General features: G+C 44.9%; 21 protein-coding genes and 1 tRNA gene. 5 read left to right on the plus strand and 17 right to left on the minus strand.

What is annotated here, in order from left to right:
• Positions 1–16 precede the first annotated feature (16 nt).
• Both aroC and ACED53_RS12170 read right to left on the minus strand, forming a co-directional pair.
• The gene (aroC, locus tag ACED53_RS12165) at positions 17–1,102 is read right to left on the minus strand and encodes a chorismate synthase (RefSeq protein ID WP_004734182.1); all 1,086 of its coding nucleotides are present in this window, start codon (positions 1,100–1,102) and stop codon (positions 17–19) included.
• Between the two features lie 270 nt (positions 1,103–1,372).
• Positions 1,373–1,449, minus strand: a tRNA-Arg gene (locus ACED53_RS12170).
• Between the two features lie 211 nt (positions 1,450–1,660).
• On the opposite strand from ACED53_RS12170, the gene folD reads away from it, so the two are divergent.
• Positions 1,661–2,518: a bifunctional methylenetetrahydrofolate dehydrogenase/methenyltetrahydrofolate cyclohydrolase FolD gene (gene folD, locus ACED53_RS12175; RefSeq protein WP_012603477.1), complete on the plus strand. Its 858-nt coding sequence runs from the start codon at positions 1,661–1,663 to the stop codon at positions 2,516–2,518.
• 119 nt (positions 2,519–2,637) lie between these two features.
• Here the strand turns inward: folD and ACED53_RS12180 are convergent, their stop codons facing one another.
• The 5 genes from ACED53_RS12180 to ACED53_RS12200 form a co-directional block, all read right to left on the minus strand.
• Positions 2,638–4,452, minus strand: coding sequence for a sodium:proton antiporter (locus tag ACED53_RS12180; protein WP_017101981.1), 1,815 nt, complete (start codon positions 4,450–4,452; stop codon positions 2,638–2,640).
• A gap of 185 nt (positions 4,453–4,637) precedes the next feature.
• The gene (locus ACED53_RS12185; protein ID WP_009848493.1) at positions 4,638–5,837 is read right to left on the minus strand and encodes a NupC/NupG family nucleoside CNT transporter; all 1,200 of its coding nucleotides are present in this window, start codon (positions 5,835–5,837) and stop codon (positions 4,638–4,640) included.
• 205 nt (positions 5,838–6,042) lie between these two features.
• Complete coding sequence (locus tag ACED53_RS12190; protein WP_009848494.1) at positions 6,043–6,963, minus strand: LysR family transcriptional regulator; 921 nt, start codon at positions 6,961–6,963, stop codon at positions 6,043–6,045.
• A gap of 152 nt (positions 6,964–7,115) precedes the next feature.
• Positions 7,116–8,114 (minus strand): lytic transglycosylase domain-containing protein, encoded by a 999-nt coding sequence (locus ACED53_RS12195; protein WP_017101979.1) that lies wholly within the window; start codon positions 8,112–8,114, stop codon positions 7,116–7,118.
• 30 nt (positions 8,115–8,144) lie between these two features.
• Positions 8,145–8,435 (minus strand): YcgL domain-containing protein, encoded by a 291-nt coding sequence (locus ACED53_RS12200; protein WP_017101978.1) that lies wholly within the window; start codon positions 8,433–8,435, stop codon positions 8,145–8,147.
• A gap of 221 nt (positions 8,436–8,656) precedes the next feature.
• Between ACED53_RS12200 and minC the strand changes: the two genes are divergently transcribed.
• From minC to minE, 3 genes are read left to right on the plus strand one after another with little or no spacing between them, the layout of a single operon-like run.
• Positions 8,657–9,319 carry a septum site-determining protein MinC gene (minC, locus tag ACED53_RS12205; protein WP_017084080.1) on the plus strand — a complete coding sequence of 221 codons (663 nt, stop codon included), beginning with the start codon at positions 8,657–8,659 and terminating at the stop codon, positions 9,317–9,319.
• A 22-nt stretch (positions 9,320–9,341) separates the two neighbouring features.
• Positions 9,342–10,154 carry a septum site-determining protein MinD gene (minD, locus tag ACED53_RS12210; protein ID WP_009848498.1) on the plus strand — a complete coding sequence of 271 codons (813 nt, stop codon included), beginning with the start codon at positions 9,342–9,344 and terminating at the stop codon, positions 10,152–10,154.
• Between the two features lie 6 nt (positions 10,155–10,160).
• Positions 10,161–10,424 (plus strand): cell division topological specificity factor MinE, encoded by a 264-nt coding sequence (minE, locus tag ACED53_RS12215; RefSeq protein ID WP_009848499.1) that lies wholly within the window; start codon positions 10,161–10,163, stop codon positions 10,422–10,424.
• A 95-nt stretch (positions 10,425–10,519) separates the two neighbouring features.
• Here the strand turns inward: minE and hflX are convergent, their stop codons facing one another.
• The 10 genes from hflX to prmB form a co-directional block, all read right to left on the minus strand.
• Positions 10,520–11,887, minus strand: a complete 1,368-nt coding sequence (gene hflX, locus ACED53_RS12220; protein WP_012603471.1) for a GTPase HflX — start codon at positions 11,885–11,887, stop codon at positions 10,520–10,522.
• A 279-nt stretch (positions 11,888–12,166) separates the two neighbouring features.
• Positions 12,167–13,279, minus strand: a complete 1,113-nt coding sequence (locus ACED53_RS12225; protein WP_017101977.1) for an ABC transporter ATP-binding protein — start codon at positions 13,277–13,279, stop codon at positions 12,167–12,169.
• A 6-nt stretch (positions 13,280–13,285) separates the two neighbouring features.
• Complete coding sequence (locus ACED53_RS12230; protein ID WP_009848502.1) at positions 13,286–14,143, minus strand: carbohydrate ABC transporter permease; 858 nt, start codon at positions 14,141–14,143, stop codon at positions 13,286–13,288.
• Positions 14,140–15,078, minus strand: coding sequence for a carbohydrate ABC transporter permease (locus ACED53_RS12235; RefSeq protein ID WP_009848503.1), 939 nt, complete (start codon positions 15,076–15,078; stop codon positions 14,140–14,142). Before ACED53_RS12235 ends, ACED53_RS12230 begins: the two co-directional genes overlap by 4 nt.
• Positions 15,079–15,259: 181 nt before the next feature.
• Entirely contained in the window at positions 15,260–16,507 is a 1,248-nt protein-coding gene (locus tag ACED53_RS12240) for an ABC transporter substrate-binding protein (protein WP_009848504.1), read from the minus strand.
• A 110-nt stretch (positions 16,508–16,617) separates the two neighbouring features.
• Positions 16,618–18,063, minus strand: a complete 1,446-nt coding sequence (locus tag ACED53_RS12245) for an ATP-binding protein (RefSeq protein WP_012603466.1) — start codon at positions 18,061–18,063, stop codon at positions 16,618–16,620.
• Between the two features lie 45 nt (positions 18,064–18,108).
• The gene (locus ACED53_RS12250; protein WP_009848506.1) at positions 18,109–18,837 is read right to left on the minus strand and encodes a response regulator; all 729 of its coding nucleotides are present in this window, start codon (positions 18,835–18,837) and stop codon (positions 18,109–18,111) included.
• A 157-nt stretch (positions 18,838–18,994) separates the two neighbouring features.
• Positions 18,995–20,452, minus strand: a complete 1,458-nt coding sequence (locus ACED53_RS12255) for a protein adenylyltransferase SelO (RefSeq protein ID WP_017101976.1) — start codon at positions 20,450–20,452, stop codon at positions 18,995–18,997.
• Between the two features lie 515 nt (positions 20,453–20,967).
• Positions 20,968–21,609 carry a LysE family translocator gene (locus tag ACED53_RS12260; RefSeq protein ID WP_012603462.1) on the minus strand — a complete coding sequence of 214 codons (642 nt, stop codon included), beginning with the start codon at positions 21,607–21,609 and terminating at the stop codon, positions 20,968–20,970.
• A gap of 261 nt (positions 21,610–21,870) precedes the next feature.
• A complete protein-coding gene (gene prmB, locus ACED53_RS12265; protein WP_009848509.1) occupies positions 21,871–22,803 on the minus strand; it encodes a 50S ribosomal protein L3 N(5)-glutamine methyltransferase in 933 nt (310 codons plus the stop codon).
• Between the two features lie 62 nt (positions 22,804–22,865).
• Here prmB and smrB point away from each other — a divergent pair, with 62 nt between their 5' ends.
• On the plus strand, positions 22,866–23,396 hold the full coding sequence (smrB, locus tag ACED53_RS12270; protein WP_009848510.1) for an endonuclease SmrB: 531 nt from the start codon (positions 22,866–22,868) through the stop codon (positions 23,394–23,396).
• Positions 23,397–23,434: the final 38 nt, after the last annotated feature.

Raw genomic sequence — 23,434 nt, forward strand, 5'->3', positions numbered from 1 at the left:
GATTGTAATTCACCGTTTAAATCTTGGGAGTTTCAGTTGTCACACCAAAGTTTTGACCACGGTGACGTAGTAAGTGATCAAGCAACACGATAGCCAGCATCGCTTCAGCAATAGGCACTGCACGGATACCAACACATGGATCGTGACGACCTTTAGTGATTAGCTGTGTTGCTTCACCGTCTTTAGTGATGGTGTCACCAGGTACAGTAATGCTTGATGTGGGTTTAAGCGCAATGCTTGCCACAATATCTTGACCAGTAGAAATACCGCCTAAGATACCGCCAGCATGGTTGCTGCTGAAGCCTTCTGGAGTTAATGGATCACGGTGTTCACTACCGCGTTGATTAACCACATCGAAGCCATCACCAATCTCAACACCTTTCACCGCATTGATGCTCATTAGAGCGTGAGCAATATCAGCATCTAGACGATCAAAGATTGGCTCACCAAGGCCTACAGGCACTTTAGTCGCAACTACTTGGATCTTCGCACCGATCGAGTTGCCTTCTTTTAGCAAGTCACGAATCAGTTGGTCAAATTCAGGTACTTTGTCGGCATCAGGACAGAAGAAAGCGTTGTTTTCGATCTCGTTCCAATCCACTTTATCAATTGAGATATCACCCATTTGAGAAAGATAAGCTTGGATTTCAACACCAAATTCTTGCTTAAGGTATTTCTTCGCAATCGCACCTGCCGCAACACGCATTGCAGTTTCACGAGCAGAAGAGCGACCGCCACCTCGGTAATCACGCACACCGTACTTTTGATGGTAGGTATAATCAGCGTGACCAGGGCGGAACTTGTCTTTAATTTCGGAATAGTCTTTAGAGCGTTGGTCTGTATTTTCAATCAATAGACCAATAGAAGTACCCGTAGTCTGGCCTTCAAATACACCGGATAAAATCTTTACTTCATCCGCTTCACGGCGAGCCGTTGTATAACGAGAAGTACCTGGGCGACGACGATCCAAATCTCTTTGAAGGTCTGCTTCGGTAATTTCTAATCCTGGTGGGCACCCATCTACGATACATCCTAGTGCGATACCGTGACTTTCTCCGAACGTAGTCACGCGGAAATGTTGTCCGATACTGTTTCCTGCCATTACTTCCTCTAAATCAGCCATTGAGCAGAAGGTTTGATTCCTAAACCTACGGGCTAACAGCTTTACTTGTCTATTCTTCGTGAATTCATATTGGCTTTATTACCAAATGATGTAAACCCCAAAAAACCAACAATTTTAACTTTCTATTACATCAGCCGAATGAAATGAATAACGAGGGAAAATGAGTGGCGATTGGAGATGATTGTTTTTATTATGGTGAGAAAGCAAAAAACCCGACAACTCATAGAGTTATCGGGTTTCTTTAAATAGTGGTACGCCCTGAAGGATTCGAACCTTCGACCACCTCCTTAGAAGGGAGGTGCTCTATCCAGCTGAGCTAAGGGCGCGCTACAGGGAAGGATTATACGAATTCGAATCAGTAAAGCAACGGCTTTATGTAACATTCTGATCCAAGTGAGTAAAAAAAGTGCAATAGGATTATAAGTGTTGGAAAATAGAACAAAGCAAACGTTTGCTTGATGGTAATCAAAAAGATTTTCTGGAATAATGCGCCAAAAACATCAGCCACTAACTTGAATATCAATACTAAGGAAATTCATGACTGCTCAAAATATTGATGGAAAGCTAATTTCTCAAACGGTTCGCTCTGAAGTTGCGGCTCGTGTAAAAGCTCGCACTCAAGCTGGATTACGCGCTCCGGGCCTAGCGGTTGTTTTAGTGGGTGAAGACCCTGCTTCTCAGGTTTACGTAGGAAGTAAACGTAAAGCATGTGAAGAAGTTGGCTTCGTATCTAAATCTTACGACTTGCCAGCCACTGCGACAGAAGACGAATTATTAACACTGGTAGACCAACTGAACGAAGACCCGGAGATTGACGGTATTCTTGTTCAACTTCCCCTACCAGCTGGTATTGATAGCACTCAAGTTCTTGAGCGCATCACGCCGGAAAAAGACGTTGATGGCTTCCACCCATACAACGTAGGTCGTTTGGCTCAGCGTATGCCTAAGCTTCGCTCTTGTACGCCTAAAGGCATCATTACGCTGCTTGACCGTTATAACATCGACTTACGTGGCAAACACGCGGTTGTGGTTGGCGCATCAAACATCGTAGGCCGCCCAATGACGTTAGAGCTTCTTCTAGCCGGTTGTACGACGACAACATGTCACCGCTTCACCAAAGACCTTGAGGGTCATGTACGTCAAGCAGATGTTGTTGTTGTAGCAGTTGGTAAGCCTAACTTCATTCCTGGTGCTTGGATTAAGAAAGGGGCTGTTGTGGTCGATGTAGGCATCAACCGTTTGGAATCTGGCAAACTCGTTGGCGACGTTGAATACGATGTCGCGAAAGAGAGCGCAAGCTTCATCACACCAGTTCCGGGTGGTGTTGGTCCAATGACTGTAGCAAGCCTAATCGAGAACACCATGATCGCTTGTGAGCAATTCCACTCTAAATAATCTGCGAACGACAGCATAAACAGAATTAAAAAGCCGCAGCGTTAAAACGTTGCGGCTTTTTTGATACTGAGCTATTCGTTTTTGATACAAAGTGACTCGCTTTAAATACAGAGCACTCACTACTTATCTGGAGCATCAGTTCTTTCCGTTGGATCCGAAGGCGGCAATAAACTAATGATCGCACACTCCGTTGATATGAGTTTTTCCAAATCAGAACCTTGTGTCACTAAACGGAAATCACCGCCAGTAATCACACCAAGTGGAATTGCTTTAGGATACAACGCGTTAAACTCATTAAGGTCAAACGCTTCGGTCAAACCTGTACTCTTAATTTGGCAGCCTTGAGCCATCAAGGAGTTTAGCTTGGAATAGGTAATTCCTTCCGAAAACAGACTTCTGTTGCCATCTCGACTCACTGAATGCCTTTCGTGTTTAGTTTCTGTCGATTCAAGCTCAAACACCTTGTTTTCACCAAACTCATCTTGATAATGCATACTGACTAATGGGTTGGTTTGACGATAAGGCGAGACGATCATGGCGCGCCCTATCCCATCCAGTTCCAGATTATTTTCCGCGTGATTTGAGGCTGGGTTACCAAAATAAACATTCAAGTTCTCCATACGCGCTAAGCGAATGCTCTCCCAGTTTGTATCAGCAAGCACACTGTTGATGTTGTGTGTCGCCAGCACTTTGGCAAACTGGCGTGAAAAATGAGTCGCACCAAAGAAGATAACCCCTTGCGCCTTCTCTTGAGTCACACCCAACCTTCTCGCCCACCAACTCGCGGTTAGGCTCTGAATCACAACCGTACCAATAATGACCAAGAACACCATGGGCACCAGTAGATCCGCCCCTTCGATTAATTGCTTCTCTTGAAGTTTGATAGCAAACAGAGAAGAAACTGCGGCAGCAACGATCCCGCGAGGCGCCATCCAGCTCAAAAACCATTTATCTGCTGAAGTAAGATCCGTGCCGATCCCGCTGATCCACACGCTCAAAGGACGAGCCACCAGCATGACGACCGCTAATAAGCCAATACCGCCCCAACCTATCGAAAGGAAAGTCCCAGAATCAAGTCGACTCGCCAGTAAGATAAACAAGGCAGAAATGAGTAACACGGTTAAGGTCTCTTTGAACTCAATAATATCTTCAAGATCCAAGCCTTTCACGTTGGCGAGCCAGATACCCATGATGGTCACGGTTAATAGGCCAGACTCTTCACTCAGATCATTAGAAAAAGAGAACGCCGCCAACATCAACGTTAGGACTGCCACGTTACGCAAATAATGCGGAACCCAATGCCCTTTCAGCATCTTGGCAATCAAATAGCCACCGATGATCCCTAAGCCTAAACCGATGGCTAGAGTCAGCCCCAAAGCCGACAGTACATGGCTTGTAGGATCGGCTGAAGAGACAATGTATTCGTAAACGAGAACGGCAAACAGAGCGCCAATCGGATCAATCACTATCCCTTCCCAGCGCAAGATGCTGCCTAACGAAGATTTGGGCTGAATGCTGCGCAGCATGGGAACAATAACGGTTGGACCCGTCACCACCACTAAGGCAGCAAACAGCGCGGCTAATGGCCAACTGAAGTCCACAAAGTAATAAGCACCAACAACAATACACGCCCAAGTAATCAGCATGCCGAAACTCACGAGGTGTGTCACCATGCGACCATGGCCTCTGATTTCTTTGAAATTCAGGGTCAATGCACCTTCAAACAGAATAATAGCGACACCTAATGAAATCAGCGGAAATAGCACGTCACCAAAAATGGCATCGGGATTAAGGATGTTAAGACCGGGACCTAAAAGTAGGCCGACAATAAGAAGAGGAAGAATAGCAGGAAGACGTAAGCGCCAGCCTAACAATTGACACGTTAAGGACAGCAGTCCAATTAACGCCAAGGATGAAGTAATCGACAAATCCATTTGTGCCCCTAAAAAATTTGCACCACACCTTGTGATACAAACCTATTTGCTGAAACAAGAAAGCCTATGTCATTAAACTATAGGCTCTCTTTTTCATGCTAACCGAATATTAGTGTGATTAATCAGTCACTTTACTATAGGGGAAATAAAGTGACTGACTCATCCACTCTGTACTTATCATCTAGCTACAGAGAAAGCACCACGCCAGCGATCGCAGCGCTCATTAAGTTGGCAAGCACACCCGCACAAATCGCTTTGAAGCCATATTGTGAGATGAAAGAGCGACGCTCTGGAACTAAGCTACCCAAACCGCCAATCAGAATCGCCATGGTAGAGATGTTAGCAAAACCACATAGTGCAAAAGTAACGATCGCTTTTGAGTGCTCACTCAGTGCATCTTTTACGTCCATTAACTGGATGAAAGCCACAAACTCATTCACAACGATTTTGTTACCGATCAGCGAGCCTGCAACCACAGCTTCAGACCACGGTACACCGATCAGCCATGCAACGGGTGCGAACACATAACCTAGGATAAGTTCGAAGCTTAGGTTTACGCCAAACCAGCCACCAACAATACCTAACAAGCCATTCAGCATCGCAATCACACTGATAAAGGCTAGAAGTGTCGCACCCACCGCAACGGCAATACGAAGTCCAGACATAGCCCCATCTGCCATTGCCTCAACTACGTTTGTTGCTCGTGGAATCTCTACACCAGACTCAATATTTTCTTGAACATCCTCTGGGCTGCCTGGTACTAAGATTTTAGCCATCAATAGACCGGCTGGTGCCGACATAAATGCCGCAGCGATCAGATAGTTTAGGTCAACACCCAGCGATGCATAACCCACTAGCGTGCCGCCAGCAACAGAAGCCAAACCACATACCATCACAGCAAACAGTTGTGAGTCCGTCATATGTTTTAGGTAAGGCTTAACCACCAATGGCGCTTCGATCATGCCAACAAAAATGTTTGCCGTTGCAGATAGTGACTCCGCACGACCTGTGCCTAGAAACTTCTGCAAAGCACCGCCGATTATGTTGATCACCTTTGGCATAAAGCCGATGTGATACAAACCTGAAATCAATGCAGAGAAAAAGATAATGATGCCGAGAACGTTAATAGCGAAAACAAATCCGTTATTCGTTAGGCCACCGAATAGGAAGTTAATCCCCTCTTGACCGTAGTTGATCAAGCTAGACACCGCACCAGTAGCTGCATTCAGCGCTTCTTTACCCATTGGCACATAAAGAACCAATAGCGCGAATGAGATTTGCAGTAAGAAAGCCAAAGAGACAGTTCTTAGCGGGATATTTTTTCTGTCCGTAGATAGTAACCAAGCGGCTACTAAAATAGTGATAATTCCAAGTAGGGAAGCCATATGCGTCAACCTAAAAGTTGTAGGTAGGAAAGGCGACGCATTGTATAGAGGAAATCGTTTGCGGCAAGGTGCGGTTGTTAATGTGATGTTGGGATTATCAGCAACTTGCCCAAGGTTAGATTAAAGCATTGAATTTTAATGGATTAACTTGTTCAAAAAGCATACTTTTTCCATATGGAAATTATATTTATGAATTAGGAAACAATTAACGATGCAGCTCAACGCAAGTTTTGAGGTTTTTGTCCCAATACGTCGGCGAACCAACATGCTGTTTGATGAACTCAATCACTGCTGAAAGCTTCTTTGGCATGTTCTTTCGACTCGGATAGACGGCATAGAATGGCATCAACTGACTGGCTCTCCATTCTGGTAATACTTGGATTAACTTGCCTGTTCTAAACTCCTCTTTGACTAAATAAGTCGCCAAATAAGCAACACCCCATCCAGATACAGCTGCGTCTCGTACCGCCTCAGCCAAATCCACCGAGTAATCGCCCGCCACTTTGACACTGAGGTTTTCTTGCCCGTTATCAAACGCCCATGACGTGTAGTCTCGTTCACGGCTGCGATAGATAAGACAGTTATGGTCAATCAGATCAGATGGCACATGAGGAGTACCAGCTTTAATCAGATAATCCGGTGATGCGGCTACCACAAATTGGCTGTCGGCTAAACGCTGCGCAATATAACCTTCTGGCAGGTCTTCATTATTGGTGATCCAAAGATCCAAGCGCTCCTCAATCATATCCACTTTGTAATCGAACAAATGCACTTCAATTCTCAGCTGCGGATAGAGCTGTCTGAGCTGATCAATCGCTGGAATGATATGCAGTGTGCCAAATGACTGAGACAAGCCTATGCGGAATATTCCAGAAATGTCGTCACGCTGGCTATCCATATCCATTTGAGCCGCTTTCACCGTATTGAACAGCTGCTCACAATGCTGATAGAACACTTCCCCTGCTTCAGTTAGTGTCAGGCTGCGTGTGGTTCTTTGAACCAGCTTGATACCTATCGAATCCTCGAGCAAAGCAACTTGCTTACTGATGTGAGACACCGACACATTCAAACTTTTTGCTGCACTGGTAAAGCCTTCATGCTTGATTAACGCATGGAATATCACCATCTGTGCGGCTCTATCTGTTAGCACAAGGCCACCTTTAAAAATCTCTGAAATATAAAAGAAAAAGGACTCCGAAGAGTCCTTTAGTTCGTTCTGCTTATGGTAGGCCAAATGCTATTCAAAGCGACCTAAATCTGTTAATCAAATTCGGTCGATTAATCAAACTTAATTCTGTCTGCTAAGTGGCTAACTGCCAAAGCAAAGTAGTAAGAACGATTCCACTTCATTAACACATTGTAGTTGTTGTAAATGAGGTAAGAACGGCCAGTTTCATCGTCTGGCATAATTAGCCAAGCTTTAATATCTTCATCAAGCGTTGGTAGTGGGCGATCGTCAAAGCGCTTAATACCGAGTTCAGACCACTCTTTTAAGTATTTCGCTTTGTCTTCGCCTCGGCCTTGCATTTCAATAGACACAGTCGACGGTACGTGAACCTGACGGCCCCAAGTATATTTGTCATCCCAACCCGATTGGCTGAGATAATTCGCCGCTGAAGCAAATACATCTTCTTCAGTACCCCAAATATCTTTCTTGCCATCGCCGTTACCGTCAGCGGCATAAGCTAAGAATGAGCTTGGCATAAACTGAGGTTGTCCCATCGCACCAGCCCAAGAGCCTTTCATCTCTTGTGGTGCAATATGGCCTTGATCAAGAATCTTCAACGCCGCCATCGCTTCGCTACGGAAGAAGGCTTCTCTACGTCCTTCATAGGCCATAGTCGTGAGAGCATCAATAACACTGTAATTCCCCGTGAACTTACCAAAATTACTCTCTACACCCCACAGAGCGACAATGAATCTTGGTTGAACACCATATTCATCACCAATACGCTTTAACGCCGTGTAGTGTTTCTTATAGAGTGATCTCGCCTGCTTCACTTTCCAGTCAGGAACCGCACGTGGAATGTATTCATCCAGAGTCAGTTTCTTTTCAGGTTGGTTTTTGTCGGCTTTTACCGCTCTTGGCTTAAACGTCACACCATCAAAAGCTTCATCAATGATCGTTTCAGAGATGCCTTCTGCACGGCCTTGCTGCTTTAGTTTCTCTACATATTGCTCAAAGCTCAGCTCTTCAGCCTGAACTGAACCAATCGTCAGGCTATTACCCAATAGTAATGCCGACACAGCCAATATGGTTTTCGAAAATTTACTCAACGATCACTCCTCCTTGAATTGAGGTGGCTATCACTCTTCGTCTTGACCTTTTTTTTGATCTTTACGCTCTTTATGAAGCTCAAGTTCGTTAACTGGTGGTGGCGGAACCTGCAAAAAGAAACCATCGGTGTTCAGTGATTCTCTCACTTTATCGATGTTCACTTGAGCCAGTTTACGACCGTCCATTTTAATTACCATTACAAAACTAGGTTTACCAAACATTTGCATCAATGCGTCAGGAACTTGTGAAAAATCATCCTTCTTAGGGATATAAAGGTATGTTCCTTCTTTCTTTGAACTTTTATATATAGAACACAGCATGACAAACCTTTTTTAAATGTTTATGACTACAAAACTCTCACTTGCGAGATCAATAGTTTATGTTAGGGAAATATTGGGAACAAAACGTTCATTTGACAACAAGATTACTTGCTGTGCTTGGTTTGGGAATATAACATGATAAACCTAGTTTCAGGCAATGCCCTTTATTTTATTGATAAAGAAATTGTACCAATCCGCTATTGAGGTCCTGTAGTTTTTCGATGTCTAGTAACCCAGATCTAAAAGGTAGCAGTTTCACGCTATCTGTTTTGCACTTATCCGATGATCAAGTCGAAAATGCAGTGTCTTTTCTTCAAGAGAAGGTAGACCAGGCACCCACTTTTTTCGCAGCTGCGCCGGTTGTTATCAACATTAGCAAAGTCGCGGGCGATATAGATTTCGTGCAACTGAAAAATGGTATATCTCAAGCGGGCATGATCCCGGTTGGTGTGGCTGGCTGTTCAGATAAACGCATGCAAAACCTAGCCAGAGATGCAGGTTTTGCCGTGATGACAGCAAGTAAATCTCCTTCTCAAGCTCCGGCGAAGATGGCCCCGATAAAGGTGGTGAGAACCCCGATACGTTCTGGTCAGCAAGTGTATGCCAAAGACGGTGATTTGCTGATTCTTAGCCACGTAAGCGCGGGCGCAGAAGTCATTGCCGATGGCAGCATCCATATTCATGGCACGCTACGCGGTCGTGCAATTGCAGGTGCAAGTGGTCAAACTGAAGCAAAAATAATTTGTAATGATTTACAAGCCGAGCTGGTTTCCATTGCAGGAAATTACTGGCTCAGCGATCAAATTGAAAGCGAGTACTGGCAGAAGAAAACCATGTTCAGTATGGCAAACGATGTATTACACGTTGATGTCCTCGCAATATAAGAGAAATAAAAAGGAAAACAAAATGGCACGCATTATCGTTGTAACGTCAGGTAAAGGCGGGGTAGGCAAAACGACCTCCAGTGCAGCTATTGCCTCAGGCTTAGCTTTAAAAGGGAAGAAAACCGCAGTTATCGACTTTGATATCGGTCTGCGTAACCTAGATTTAATCATGGGTTGTGAGCGTCGTGTTGTGTACGACTTCGTTAACGTTATCAATGGCGAAGCGACACTGAACCAAGCGATGATCAAAGACAAGCGCACAGAGAATCTATTCATTCTTCCGGCTTCTCAAACTCGTGATAAAGATGCATTAACAAAAGATGGTGTTCGTCGTGTATTTGATGAACTAGATGAAATGGGCTTTGATTTCATCATCTGTGATTCTCCTGCAGGTATCGAGCAAGGCGCTCTGATGGCGCTTTACTTTGCTGATGAAGCGATTGTTACGACTAACCCAGAAGTTTCTTCTGTACGCGATTCAGACCGTATTCTCGGTATTCTTGATTCTAAGTCTCGTCGTTCAGAAGATGGCTTAGAACCAGTGAAAACGCACCTTTTACTGACTCGCTACAACCCAGCACGTGTAACTCAAGGTGAGATGCTAAGTGTTGAAGACGTTGAAGAGATTCTTCACATCTCTCTACTGGGTGTCATCCCAGAGAGCCAAGCAGTACTGAACGCGTCGAACAAAGGTGTTCCAGTTATTTTTGACGAAGCAACCGATGCAGGTATGGCTTACAATGATACTGTAGAGCGACTACTGGGTAGCCAAGTGGACTTCCGTTTCTTAACGGAACAGAAGAAAGGCATCTTCAAAAGACTGTTCGGGGGCTAATTCGCAATGTCATTACTAGAGTTTTTTAGACCACAAAAAAAGACAACCGCAAACCTAGCTAAAGAGCGTTTGCAGATCATTGTTGCCGAGCGACGCAGCCATGACGACCCAGCACCGTCTTATCTGCCGCAACTAAAAGAAGACATCTTGAAGTGTATTGCGAAGTACGTTGACGTCGATCCATCAATGGTTGATCTGACTTTCGAACACAAAGATGACGACATCTCAGTATTAGAACTGAACGTCAAACTTCCAGAAGAAGACCGATAAGCAGAGCTCGAGCTGTGCTTATCACGATTCAATAAAAAAGAGAGCCTAGGCTCTCTTTTTTGGTATTTTAACTTGTGTCTAAACGCTATAAAAGATTAAGAATTCTGCATACGCTTTTTCAGTCGAGCTAAGTCAATTTCACTAGAGCGAACGGTCAACTTAATGCACTCGTAATCGTACTCTTCTTTAACCACACTCATGTTTGAGCGAATCTCACCGATGATGCCTTGGCCAGAATAAGGGATAGTGATCTCTTCTTCGATCATGCCTTCTTCAGCAACACCAACGATGTACTTGTGCAGTTTAGTGATATCTAGCGGATCACGAGTCGACGTTAGCATCGCATCTGGGAATTCTTCGATCAGCTCTAATTGCTGTTCTTCAGTCAATCTATCGCACTTATTCAGCACTAATAGTTTTTCGCTGCCTTCTACACCCACTTGAGCTAATACGTCGTGTACCACATCAAGTTGTGCGCGGAATGAAACGTCAGAAGCATCAACGACATAAAGCAGCAATGAAGCATCGTGCGCTTCTGCTAGCGTTGAGTGGAATGATGCAACCAGATCGTGTGGCAATTTCTTGATGAAACCTACCGTATCTGAAACAAGAATACGCGGTTGAGTGATTGGCTGAAGCGCACGAACCGTAGTGTCTAGCGTTGCGAACAGTTTATCTTCACCCACCACTTCGGTTGCGGTCATTGCACGCATCATCGAAGATTTACCGGCATTGGTGTAGCCAACTAAAGCAACAGTGAAAAGCTCCGCACGCCTTGTGCGTCGGGTCTTCATTTCGTCTTGTACGCTTACTAGCTCACGCTTAAGTGCAGCAATTTGGTCACGTACGTTACGACGGTCTAGCTCAAGTGAAGTTTCACCGGCGCCCTGACCCATTTGACGCTCTTTATCACCCTCAGCCGTTTCACGAAGTCGTGGCACTAAGTAGTTTAGACGAGCGATATCAACTTGCAGACGAGCTGTACGAGTACGAGCGTGACGGCTAAAGATTTCGATGATGATGCCAGTACGGTCAAATACTTCCACACCCAAACTCGCCTCAACAGTACGCATTTGAGATGGACTTAAATCACAGTCGAATACCACAACATCAGCGGCACCGTATTGGAAGTTGCCCGTTGGAAGATCATCAAAATCTAGCTCATCGATTTCAGAATCAAACAAACCCGACTCATCAAGAAAGTCTTCATCTTCAGCTTCTTCAATAGAGCCTTGGTAACCAGTTAGATGTGCTATTTCGGCAAGCTTACCTGCACCCAACACATTCTGTCTTTGAGATGAACTGTGGTGTTGCGATTGCGTACCGACGACTTTAAACCCTAGGGTTGTCACTAAGCGAGCAAGTTCGGCAAGAGACTCTTTTGCTTCGTCACCTTTAAAATCCGGTGTCGTAATAGAAATAAGTAAAGCGTTATTCGCCGCTGGTTTTGCTGTTAGTTTCATGTAGTCTTCTGTTTATGCACCAAGGTGCAACCTAGTTTTTGGTCTAAAGTAGTGTGATCCTACGCGTTTCTACGTCAGCTTTATAGAGCTAAGGGATACTAAATCAAGATATTATTGCAGTAGAAGCATATATATCGTTTATCCCTCTGTTTTTATAAGGGATAAAAAGCAAGTATAGACAACGAAAAAGACAGCATCACATTACTTATTACTAGTTGGTGATACTGCCTTTGATTTAGACATGGACTTTGATTGTTAAACTAACTCATCAACTAGAAGTTAGAAGTCGATTCTCGCTTCGGTTTGAGCATCGAAGAATACCGCCTTTGATAAATCAAAATGAAGCGGTGCCATTTGCCCAACCGACACTTCAAATTCCGGCGATAAACGACACGCGACTTCTTGATCGTTCACTTTGACCATTGCGATGGTATCTGGCCCTGTTGGCTCCAACACTTCCAATTGCAGATCTAGCTTTGTGGTTGCCGACACATCATCACCTTCTTGCTCAGTAATGTGCTCAGGACGCAACCCAATGACCAACTCCTTGCCATCTTGGTCACGCATACTCTGAGGCAATCGAATGTGGTGTTCTTGCTCCGCCGTGCCAGTTACTTTGATGATCGGATTCTGGTCCTCATCCAAGTCCACCATGGTTTTAATGAAGTTCATTGATGGTGAGCCCATAAAGCCCGCTACGAACATATTGTTTGGCTTGGTATAAATCTCTTGCGGTGTGCCTAACTGCTGCAGTTCACCGTCTTTCATTACTGCGATGCGATCCGCCAGAGTCATCGCTTCGATTTGATCATGGGTTACATAAACAATCGTGGTATTCAGCTTCTGGTGCAGACGTTTAATCTGATGGCGCATCTCAACACGCAGCTTGGCATCCAAGTTAGAAAGCGGCTCATCAAACAGATACAGCTTAGGACGACGAGCTAGAGCGCGTCCCATCGCGACACGTTGACGCTGACCACCAGAAAGTTGCGACGGTTTACGATCAAGCAGTTGTTCGATTTGCAGCATTTCCGCCACTCGATTTACCTCAGCATCAATCTCTTGCTGCGGCATCTTGCGGATCTTCAAACCGAAAGCGATATTGCCGCGTACCGTCATGTTTGGATAAAGCGCGTACGACTGGAATACCATCGCGATATCGCGATCTTTAGGTTCAACCTGCGCCACGTCTATGCCATCAATTACAATCTCACCCGAGCTAATATTCTCTAGCCCAGCGATGGTGTTCATCAAGGTGGATTTCCCACACCCCGAAGGGCCGACAAGTATCAAAAATTCCCCCGAATCGATACTGATGTCGATGCCCTTTAACGTTTCGTTGTCCGCGTTGCGATAGGTTTTACGGATCTGTTTTAAATCTAATGTTGCCATGAGTAATTATCCTTTTACTGATCCTGCCGTTAGGCCACGAACAAAATATTTTCCTGCAAAGACATACACCAACAGCGTTGGCAGTGCGGCGATGATCGCGGCAGCCATATCGACGTTATATTCTTTAACGCCAGTGCTGGTGTTGACTAGGTTATTTAATGCCACGGTAATCGGCTGTGTCTCTGAGCCTGAGTACACTACCCCGAATAAGAAATCATTCCAGATTGCGGTGAACTGCCAGATCACTGTCACCATGATGATAGGTGTAGAGATCGGTAATAAGATCTTAAAGAAAATGGTAAAGAAGCCTGCGCCATCCAGTTTTGCCGCTTTGATCAATTCATCAGGAATCGAGATGTAGAAGTTACGGAAAAACAGAGTAGTAAACGCCATGCCGTAGATAACGTGCACAATCACCAAGCCGATAGTTGTGTTCGCCAAACCCATTTTTCCTAACATGGTTGCCATTGGAAGCAACACCACTTGGAATGGAATAAAGCAGCCAAACAACAACAAGCTAAAGAACAGGTTTGAACCTCTAAATTGCCATTTCGTCACGACATAACCATTGAATGCACCGAGTAATGTTGAAATCGCAACCGCAGGAATCACCATTTGGAAAGAGTTCCAGAAGTAACCTTTGATGCCTTCACATTTCACGCCCGTACAAGCGGTGTCCCACGCTTTATACCAAGCGTCAAACACCCACTCTTTCGGTAAGCTCATCAAGTTACCTGCCTTTATGTCTGGCAAGGTTTTGAATGACGTCAGCGCCATGACGAACAATGGCATCAAATACACCAAGCAGAAGAAAAGCAGTGCTGAATAAATAAAGATTCGAGCAAAATTGATGTTATTCATCATGACTTTTTCTCCCTAAGTTCAGAGTAAAGATAAGGCACGAGAATCGCTAAGATACCAGCAAGCATCATCATGGCACTGGCAGCACCAAGGCCAATTTGTCCGCGAGTAAAAGAGTGTGCGTACATGAATAGCGCAGGAAGATCCGATGAATAACCGGGGCCACCCGCTGTCATTGCCGTCACAAGGTCGAAGCTCTTAATCGCAATGTGAGAAGTAATGATCACCGCACTGAAGACCACAGGGCGCAAACAAGGCAGAATGATTTTGAGATAAATGGTAGGTAAGCTTGCCCCATCAATTTGCGCCGCTTTGATGATTGAAGAATCGATGCCACGCAGACCTGCTAAGAACATCGCCATCACAAACCCTGAAGACTGCCAAAGTGCCGCGATAACCAAGGTATACACCGACATTTCGGAGTCGACTAGCCAGTCAAATTTGAAGTCAGTAAATCCCCAATCTTGCATCAGTTTTTCAATGCCAAGACCCGGATTAAGAATCCATTTCCACGCCGTACCCGTCACAATGAATGACAACGCCATTGGGTAGAGATAGATGGTACGAATCGCCCCTTCTTGACGGATGTTCTGGTCAAGCAATACCGCTAAACCAACACCAAGCAAGATGGCAATCGCCATAAATAGAAAACCAAACACACCGAGGTTGGTGATTGAGGTAATCCAGCGATCGTTATCCATCAGCTTTTCATATTGGGTTAAACCAACGAAATTAAAGCTCGGCAGAAATCGAGAGTTGGTGAACGACAACGCTGCCGTCCAAAATATGTAGCCGTAGATACACACCACGGTCACTAACGCAGTCGGCGCCAGTACAATTTTAGGTAACCAATGTTGCAACCTGTCAGCAAAACTCGGTTTCGGTGCAGGCTGGCTCCTTGTGGGTTTTGGAGTCGACTCAGTCAAAACATGCTCCATAACTTATCCTTGTTGCACAATCGAGCCAATGGCTTACCTTTCGGCACCACATCAGCATCACGCATATCAGAATTGGGAGTGAAGAGCAGATAGGCTCCCTACGAGCCTACCCACCCTGGGGGTTCGATAAAGCAACACAGCCCGTCACTCACGTGCGTTGTGTGTCACTTATCAAGTTAGATTAGATAGCCGCTTTCACTGCTTTTGCTAACTTAGCTGCCGCTTGTTTAGGATCGGCATCTTTCTCGTTGAAGAAGTTGGTCACTACGTCATAGATAGCGCCTTGAGCATAGCTTGTTGTCGCTAGGCCATGAGCCATACTCGGAACAAGATCGCCCGATTCAGCACTCGCTTTGAAGGTAGCCATTGAATCCAACGCACATTGGTCGAATTTAGACATGTCCATATCTAGACGTACAGGGATAGAACCTTTGTTAAGGTTGAAGACTTCTTGGAAATCTTTGGTAAGAATGGTTTTCGCTAGGTCTTGCTGCGCTTTTTGGTTCTCTTGGTCGCTTAACTCAAAGAACGCAAAGCTATCGATATTGAAAGTAAATTGGCCGGCAGTACCTGGAGCTGGTGCACAGATGTAATCTTTACCCGGCACTTTGCCTGCCGCAGTAAATTCACCTTTCGCCCAGTCACCCATGATCTGCATCGCTGCTTCACCATTGATAACCATTGAGGTTGCTACATTCCAATCACGACCAGGAGAGTTGCTGTCGATGTAATCACGCATCTTTTTGAACTTGGTGAACACTTCCACCATTTTGTCGCCAGATAATACGTCCATATCAAGATCAACGAACGCTTTGTTGTAGTCTTCACTGCCTAGTACATCAAGTGCCACGGCTTCGAATACGGTCGCGTCTTGCCAAGGCTGACCACCGTGAGCTAATGGAATGAAGCCAGCCGCTTTAATCTTGTCTGCAGCAACAAAGAACTCATCTAATGTTGTTGGAACTGTCACACCCGATTTTTCTAAAACAACAGGGTTTGCCCAAAGCCAGTTAACACGGTGAACGTTGACAGGAACTGCCACATATTCACCATCCCACTTCATCACTTTAGTCACTACTTCTGGAAGTAGTTCATCCCATTGTTCTTGTTTAGCAGTCGCATCGAGAGACGTTAGAAAACCTAAACCACCCCACTCCTGAATATCATGACCTTTAATCTGCGCTGCAGAAGGTGGATTGCCCGATACTGCTCGCGTTTTCAAAACAGTCATCGCACTTTCACCGCCGCCACCAGCAACTGCGAAGTCTTTCCAAGTATGGCCTTGTTGTTCAATCATCTCTTTCAGTACGGCAGCGGATTTCGCTTCGCCACCGGCAGTCCACCAGTGGAGCACTTCCACTTCACCAGCTTGAGAAAATGTTGAGGCAGCAAGAAGAGATAGAGTAAGTAGGGTTTTATTGATTTTCATTATTATCTTCCATGTTTAGCGGACTCGACGTCCGGTTCATTAAAGAGTCTACTTATTCTGACTGGTAAGATTGAAACAAAAGGTAAGCCCAATGTAACAAGATTGTTACACTACACTTCTAAGCCTGTTGGGATATAGACTTTGACTTCCAAGCCACCTTGAGAGGAGTTGCGAATAATGAGATCTCCACCGTGTCCGTGCAGGATATTTCGGCAGATCCCGAGGCCAAGTCCGTGTCCTTGATCATCCGTTGCTAGCCTAAAATAGGGTTCAAAAACCATCTCTAACTTGTCTTCAGGAATGCCATTCCCACGGTCTTGAATAGTCACGACAACCCAAAGCTCATCACCACTAACTTCCACGACAGCTGATGAACCATACTTAACCGCGTTGTCAATTAAGTTGGTCAGTACACGCTTAATCGCCAGTGGTTTCGCGACCAGTGGCTCAATGACGACCGGCTCAAACTCAACTTTTGTCTGATACTGGTTATGAGATTCAATAACAGAAAGTACCATTTCGTTGAGGTCAATAATGGCATTATTCTCGTGTAGATCGGTGTCTCTTACCGCTTGCAAAGCACCTTTGACCATCATCTCGAGCTCATCGAGATCTTTATTGAATTTGTCTTTCTTTACTTCACTCTCCAACAACTCTGCACGCAATCTTAGACGTGTTATTGGTGTCTTTAAGTCATGGGAGATCGCAGAAAAAAGGTGCTCTCGGTCGGCAACATAGCGACGAATCCGTTGCTGCATGCGATTAAAGGCTCGGGTTGCGGTGACCAGTTCAGTCGCCCCTTCTTCGTTTAGCGGAGGCTGCTGAATATCCATACTCATCTCATTGGCCGCCCTTGCTAACTTTTTCAGAGGACGCACTTGGCGACGAATCATCAAGTAAGTTAGAACCAGCAGAATAAGCGTTGAAGAAACTAAGAAGATCACCTGCTCTCTGCCAAGAATCGTATCGTCGAGTTTCACATATGGAGCAGGCAACAATGCCGCAATGTATACCCATTCGTGACTGGTCAATTCGATTTGTACAACCAGAATGGGTGGATTCAGCGGTTCTAACGTTAAAGTATGATGTGCCCAAGATCGCGGGAGATCGCTTAAGTAGATGTCGTTTTTAAGCAAGCGAAGGTGTTCAGGTCGAGAAAAATCTACCCGCACTGACGCCACTTTATTGAGTTTGCTACTCAAAACACTTTCTATCGCTTCAATCGAGGCTGTTTTTAAACGGGTATCGGGGATCGGTTCGACAATCAAAGCCTCTTTATTGAAAGAAACGAAGAAGCGCGTACCGCCCATATTCCGTATTTGATCCAGCACGATATGACGATATTTAACGGGTAGAGATTGGAAAAAAGTCACCGTTGAAGCAAACATGTTCGCCATGCTCGACGAGGCAGAACGAATTCCTTCCAGCTCTTTGTGTTTTGATTCGCTATACCATATAGACGTTGCGATGCCTTGAGCAATCACAACGGCTAACAACGTCAGCAACAATGTTCTTGCGACCAAAGAGTTTGGTTTTAATCGACTCAACCAGTTCATAGGAAATACTTCATTGGCAAGGTGTTCATTAACAGCACTTGATTATCAATGTTCATACTGAACCGGCACAGCAAGAATGTAGCCATTACCGCGCATGGTTTTGATGTAGTGAGGATATTTACCACTGTCGCCCAATCGGCTTCTCAGGCGGCTAAGCTGTACGTCAATGCCACGTTCAAAAGGCAGCGCTTCACGGCCTCTGGTAGCGAAAGAGATGGTGTCACGGTCGAGAACTTCGTTAGGACGAGTTAAGAACAACATCAACAAAGAAAAGTCACTGCCCGACAAGTCCATCTCTTCTGAGTTTTCGTTGTGATAGATTCGGTGCGCGAGCGTATCGAGCGTCCAATCACCAAAAATAATCTGCTTTGGCAATGCATCACTTGGCTTGTCGTCCACCACTTGTACACGGCGTAATAGCGCTTTGATTCGAGCCATTAACTGACGAGGACTAAACGGCTTCGCGATGTAATCATCTGCACCAATTTCTAAGCCGATAATCTGATCGGTTTCATCCGATACCGCTGTCAGCATAATGATAGGCACATTGGATTGCTTTCGTACTCGCTGACACAAGGTAAAACCGTCGTCACCGGGGAGCATCACATCGAGCAGAATCAGGTCGGGATAACCTTGGTTTTGCAGGTGGTTTTCTAATTCAACACCGTCTCCCACAGAAGAGACATCGAAACCTGATTTTGTGAGGTACTCTTCCAGCAGCTCGCAGATTTCTTGATCATCATCCACCACGAGAATTCGAGTATTTGTTGGCATCGCCCAAACCTATTAAATTTACAACTTATTCACATAGTGTATAGGCTGGCCGATTATTTGATTATTGACATGTTTGTAAAGTTAGACGAACAAACAGATAAAGATCACATCTTAGTGACCTCTACCTGTACTTAGCGACTCAAAGAATCATAGAGGGTTAAGAGGAACAGCTGATTTCCATGGCTTTGCCCCACTCAGGCGGCAAGGCAGCAAGATGTTCGTAGTCAGGATGTTCCGCATAAGGGTCTGCCAGCACCACCATTAGTGCATCAATATCGCTGCTATCACCGCGCTCAGCTTTATCTATCGCAAGCTGGGCTAGGTAGTTTCTGAGGATGTATTTCGGGTTTACTTGTCGCATCTTTTCACAGCGCTCGGCCACTGAACTCTCTTCCAATTCACAGCGTTGCAAGTAGTTATCCACCCATAGCTTTGCGGCCTCGCGGTCGATAACCAAATCAATCACGTCTTGCGGCAGCAATGTATCTAGGTTCGACAACGTTCTAAAGAATCTTGGGTAGTCGACTTTGTTTTGTGACATCAGTTCGAACATAGATTCAAACAAGCGACTGTCACCTTCGTGTTTCGAAAGCAATCCTAACTTACGGCGCATCAGCTGACTGAAATAACCGTTCATTTGTGGTTCGTACTGTTCTAACGCGGCCTCTAAATCGGCTTTATCCACCAGCGGCGAAAGAGAATGAGCCAGTGCCGACAAATTCCATAATCCAATTCTAGGCTGCTGATTAAAGGCATAACGACCTTGATAGTCGGAGTGATTACAGATCAAGCGAGGATCATATTCATCTAAGAAGGCGAACGGGCCATAATCGAAGGTTTGCCCTATGATCGACATGTTATCAGTGTTCATCACCCCATGAGCAAAACCATTCGCTTGCCACAGCGCGACCATTTCTGCAGTGCGATCAACAATCTGATTAAACATTGCAGCGTATGGCTTCTCTTCATCGAGGCATTCTGGGAAGTGCCATTCGATGACTTTATCGGCCAATAATTTATGTTCTGCCAACTGATTGGTATAAAACAGATGTTCAAAGTGACCGAAACGGATGTGTGACTCAGCAGCACGAACCAGCAATGCGCCCCACTCTTGCTTCTCTCGATAAACGGGTGTGTCGCTAATCATCATCGCCAATGCGCGAGTCGTGGGAATATTAAGCCCCGCCATCGCTTCGCTACATAGATACTCACGAACCGTTGAGCGAATAACCGCACGACCATCGCCCATACGTGAATAGGGGGTTTTACCCGCACCTTTCAGGTGTAAATCGAACGTTTCGCCATTTTTAGCGACAACTTGCGCTAATAATAGCCCTCTTCCATCACCTAAATCAGGGTTATAAGAGCCAAACTGGTGGCCTGCGTATTTCATTGCTACTGGCGAGAATTGCTCAGGTTCAACATTGCCCGACAACGTCTCAAGCAATTCCTCTGAGGCATCTTCAAATAGCGGAAATCCGAGTTCATCCGCAAGGTTATGGTTCCATGCGAGCCATTGAACATTGTTTAGCGGTGTAGGTTGAATTGGGGTATAGAACAGTCGAGGTAATGCAGTAAATCGATTGTTAAATGAAATAGAATCCCAGACAGACATGAGAGATACACTGTAGATAAATGATAACTTAAGATTATCACAGTTTGATAACAACTTCAGATCAGGTTATGCAGTGAGTCTATTGAGATAAAGAGTTAATCAGACAAAGAGATTCGTCAGAGAAAAAGGTTCCTGAGAGGAAGGTACAGCTAAGAAAAGGTTAAGTGGCTAGCCTGATGAGAAGAGCCACATTTAAGAGAAGAAGAGTTCTGACTTTGAAGACTTTTTAACAAGTGTGTTCATAATAAAACTGAAAATATAGAGCCATAAAGCTGACTACATTAGAGCAAGAATACCCAGAAGAGAAAGGGTAGAGAAAATCCAAGTACGACTGATTACGCCAAAATTACTGTGTTGAATCATTTCTTGATGCTGCATATATCTCTCCTGAGAATGTGATGGTGTAACACCAATATATCGACTTTATGCCGACATCAGCAAGCACATTAATATTAACCTTTTATGACAGCCTGAATAATTTTCTGTAACTATTCAGGCCTTTGATAAATTGGAAATTACGCTCTGCTTGTCGTAGAAAGCAGCGCCCCAGCACCGATAAAGACACCACCAGTCACAAGATTAAAAACCTTGGCTCTACCTTTAGCAAACAACCAATTTGATGATTTCGCACCTAGGTAGGCATAAACCAGTAACCAAGACAATTCCATCACAACGAAGGTCAAAGCGAACACCAAAAATTGAGGAAATAGCGCTATCGATGGGTCAATAAACTGAGGAAAAAGTGCGGTAAAAAACAGGATAGCTTTTGGGTTACTCGCACCAACAATAAAGCCACTGACATAATGCTGTGCAGCGCTTTCTTTAACAGGTTGAGAGCCTGCTTGTTGATTCGATAACTTGTCGTAATCTTGCTGACTCGATCGTAACGACTTCCAACCGAGATAAATAAGGTAAGCAGCCCCCGTCCACTTAATGATATTAAACACCACTTCTGACGAAGCAATGATCACCCCTAAACCGGTAAAAGATAACGTAAGGATTCCGGTAATGGCAGTCACGCTACCCAAGGCGGTAAATATCGATAACTTAAAGCCAGATTGCACACCCTTAGTCATGCACAACAAAGAGCTTGGCCCTGGTGATGCCGTTAAGATCAACACCGCTAGCAAATAATAAATCCATGTATCAAAGGTCATCGCGAATTCTCCTTAACTCACTAAAACGACTAAATATTGAGCACCAATATGTGATAGCTATTTATATTAAGCAACTAAATATTGAGCACATTCACTCTGTGCTGTTTACTTATCCCTTAAATTTCGGCAATAAAAAACGCCATGCATTGCTGCATGGCGTTTAAATTCAAACGTTTCAAATAGAACGTCTTATCAGGTTCTAACCTTAAGTTTCCAGCCTAATCTCTAAGCTAAATTCCTAAGCTAACGACTAACAGTAACCTAGTCTTTGTAGATAGAGAACTCATCCGCGCAAGCAACAAGCTGCTCACGAGTGATCATGAATACGCCATGACCACCGTTCGAGAATTCAATCCAAGTGAATGGAATCTCTGGGTACTGATCCATCATGTGAACCATTGAGTTGCCCACTTCACAGATAAGAATACCGTCGTCAGTTAGGTAGTCAGGTGCGTTAGCTAAGATGCGACGAACCAATTTCAGACCGTCAGTACCCGCTGCTAGGCCAAGTTCTGGCTCGTGAGTAAACTCATCTGGCAGGCTGTTCATATCTTCTTCGTCCACGTAAGGTGGATTCGATACAATCAGGTTGTATTTCTCTTTTGGCAAGTCACGGAAAAGATCTGAACGGATTGGGAACACTTGCTGCTCCATGCCGTGATCTTGAACGTTCTGCTCTGCAACTTGCAGTGCGTCTGTAGAGATATCAATCGCATCTACTTCTGCGTCAGGGAATGCATGAGCACAAGCAATAGCAATACAACCACTACCCGTACACATATCCATGATGCGAGTTGGCTCTTCAATTAACCAAGGTTGGAATTGAGCTTCGATCAGCTCACCAATTGGAGAGCGAGGCACAAGAACGCGCTCATCAACGAAGAACTCAAGGCCACAGAACCAAGCTTTATTGGTTAAGTAAGCCGTTGGTGTACGCTCATTGATACGCTTGATTACGCGCTCAACAATACGCAGACGTTCGCTACTCGTTAGACGAGAGTTCATCACATGCGAAGGAACATCAATCGGCAGATAAAGAGTAGGTAAAATTAGTTGTACCGCCTCATCCCACGCGTTATCAGTGCCGTGACCATAAAATAGGCCCGCTGCGTTAAAGCGACTAACAGTCCAACGAATCACATCTTGAAGCGTGTGTAGTTCTGATACCGCTTCTTCTACAAAAATCTTATCCAAAATTGTCTCCGAAAAGCGCTACAATACTGCTAATTACGTTTCTAATTAGAATTCATAACCTGATGAGCAAAAAAGACACCGACTTCGATGACGATTTCGCCCTGTTCAACGATGCAGTAAAGGGCGTTAAAAAGTTGCAACAGGATACCATAGTCCAGCAGCCAAAAAGAAATGCCAAGCAAAAAGAAATTACCCGAACGGCAAGACAAGCCAGTGATAGCGAGTTTTATTTCTCGGATGAGTTCATTCCGCATCTTAGCGAAGAGGGGCCTACACGTTATGCGCGCGATGATGTCTCTAAATATGAGGTGAAGCGCTTACGTCGTGGTGTCTATGTGCCCGACGTGTATCTTGATATGCACGGTATGACGCAGCAAGAAGCCAAACGTGAACTTGGCGCGATGATTGCGCACTGCGTGAAAGAGAGCGTAGCTTGTGCCTGTGTACAGCACGGCATTGGTAAACACATCCTTAAACAGAAAGTGCCTTTGTGGTTAGCACAGCACCCAGATGTGATGGCTTTTCACCAAGCACCTTTAGAGTTCGGTGGCCATGGGGCGCTACTGGTTTTACTTGCTATCCCAGATAAATAGCCATCGACTTGCTCTTTATTCTAAAAAGTACGTCCAGC

This window comes from Vibrio sp. 1F169 (genome assembly GCF_041439605.1).
Lineage (GTDB): Bacteria > Pseudomonadota > Gammaproteobacteria > Enterobacterales > Vibrionaceae > Vibrio > Vibrio tasmaniensis_A.

Coding starts and splice junctions, on each gene's coding strand:
- aroC (WP_004734182.1), bottom strand. CDS start 1,102: ATGGCAGGAAACAGTATCGGACAACATTTCCGCGTGACTACGTTCGGA.
- folD (WP_012603477.1), top strand. CDS start 1,661: ATGACTGCTCAAAATATTGATGGAAAGCTAATTTCTCAAACGGTTCGC.
- ACED53_RS12180 (WP_017101981.1), bottom strand. CDS start 4,452: ATGGATTTGTCGATTACTTCATCCTTGGCGTTAATTGGACTGCTGTCC.
- ACED53_RS12185 (WP_009848493.1), bottom strand. CDS start 5,837: ATGGCTTCCCTACTTGGAATTATCACTATTTTAGTAGCCGCTTGGTTA.
- ACED53_RS12190 (WP_009848494.1), bottom strand. CDS start 6,963: ATGGTGATATTCCATGCGTTAATCAAGCATGAAGGCTTTACCAGTGCA.
- ACED53_RS12200 (WP_017101978.1), bottom strand. CDS start 8,435: ATGCTGTGTTCTATATATAAAAGTTCAAAGAAAGAAGGAACATACCTT.
- minC (WP_017084080.1), top strand. CDS start 8,657: ATGTCTAGTAACCCAGATCTAAAAGGTAGCAGTTTCACGCTATCTGTT.
- minD (WP_009848498.1), top strand. CDS start 9,342: ATGGCACGCATTATCGTTGTAACGTCAGGTAAAGGCGGGGTAGGCAAA.
- minE (WP_009848499.1), top strand. CDS start 10,161: ATGTCATTACTAGAGTTTTTTAGACCACAAAAAAAGACAACCGCAAAC.
- hflX (WP_012603471.1), bottom strand. CDS start 11,887: ATGAAACTAACAGCAAAACCAGCGGCGAATAACGCTTTACTTATTTCT.
- ACED53_RS12225 (WP_017101977.1), bottom strand. CDS start 13,279: ATGGCAACATTAGATTTAAAACAGATCCGTAAAACCTATCGCAACGCG.
- ACED53_RS12230 (WP_009848502.1), bottom strand. CDS start 14,143: ATGATGAATAACATCAATTTTGCTCGAATCTTTATTTATTCAGCACTG.
- ACED53_RS12235 (WP_009848503.1), bottom strand. CDS start 15,078: ATGGAGCATGTTTTGACTGAGTCGACTCCAAAACCCACAAGGAGCCAG.
- ACED53_RS12240 (WP_009848504.1), bottom strand. CDS start 16,507: ATGAAAATCAATAAAACCCTACTTACTCTATCTCTTCTTGCTGCCTCA.
- ACED53_RS12245 (WP_012603466.1), bottom strand. CDS start 18,063: ATGAACTGGTTGAGTCGATTAAAACCAAACTCTTTGGTCGCAAGAACA.
- ACED53_RS12250 (WP_009848506.1), bottom strand. CDS start 18,837: ATGCCAACAAATACTCGAATTCTCGTGGTGGATGATGATCAAGAAATC.
- ACED53_RS12255 (WP_017101976.1), bottom strand. CDS start 20,452: ATGTCTGTCTGGGATTCTATTTCATTTAACAATCGATTTACTGCATTA.
- ACED53_RS12260 (WP_012603462.1), bottom strand. CDS start 21,609: ATGACCTTTGATACATGGATTTATTATTTGCTAGCGGTGTTGATCTTA.
- smrB (WP_009848510.1), top strand. CDS start 22,866: ATGAGCAAAAAAGACACCGACTTCGATGACGATTTCGCCCTGTTCAAC.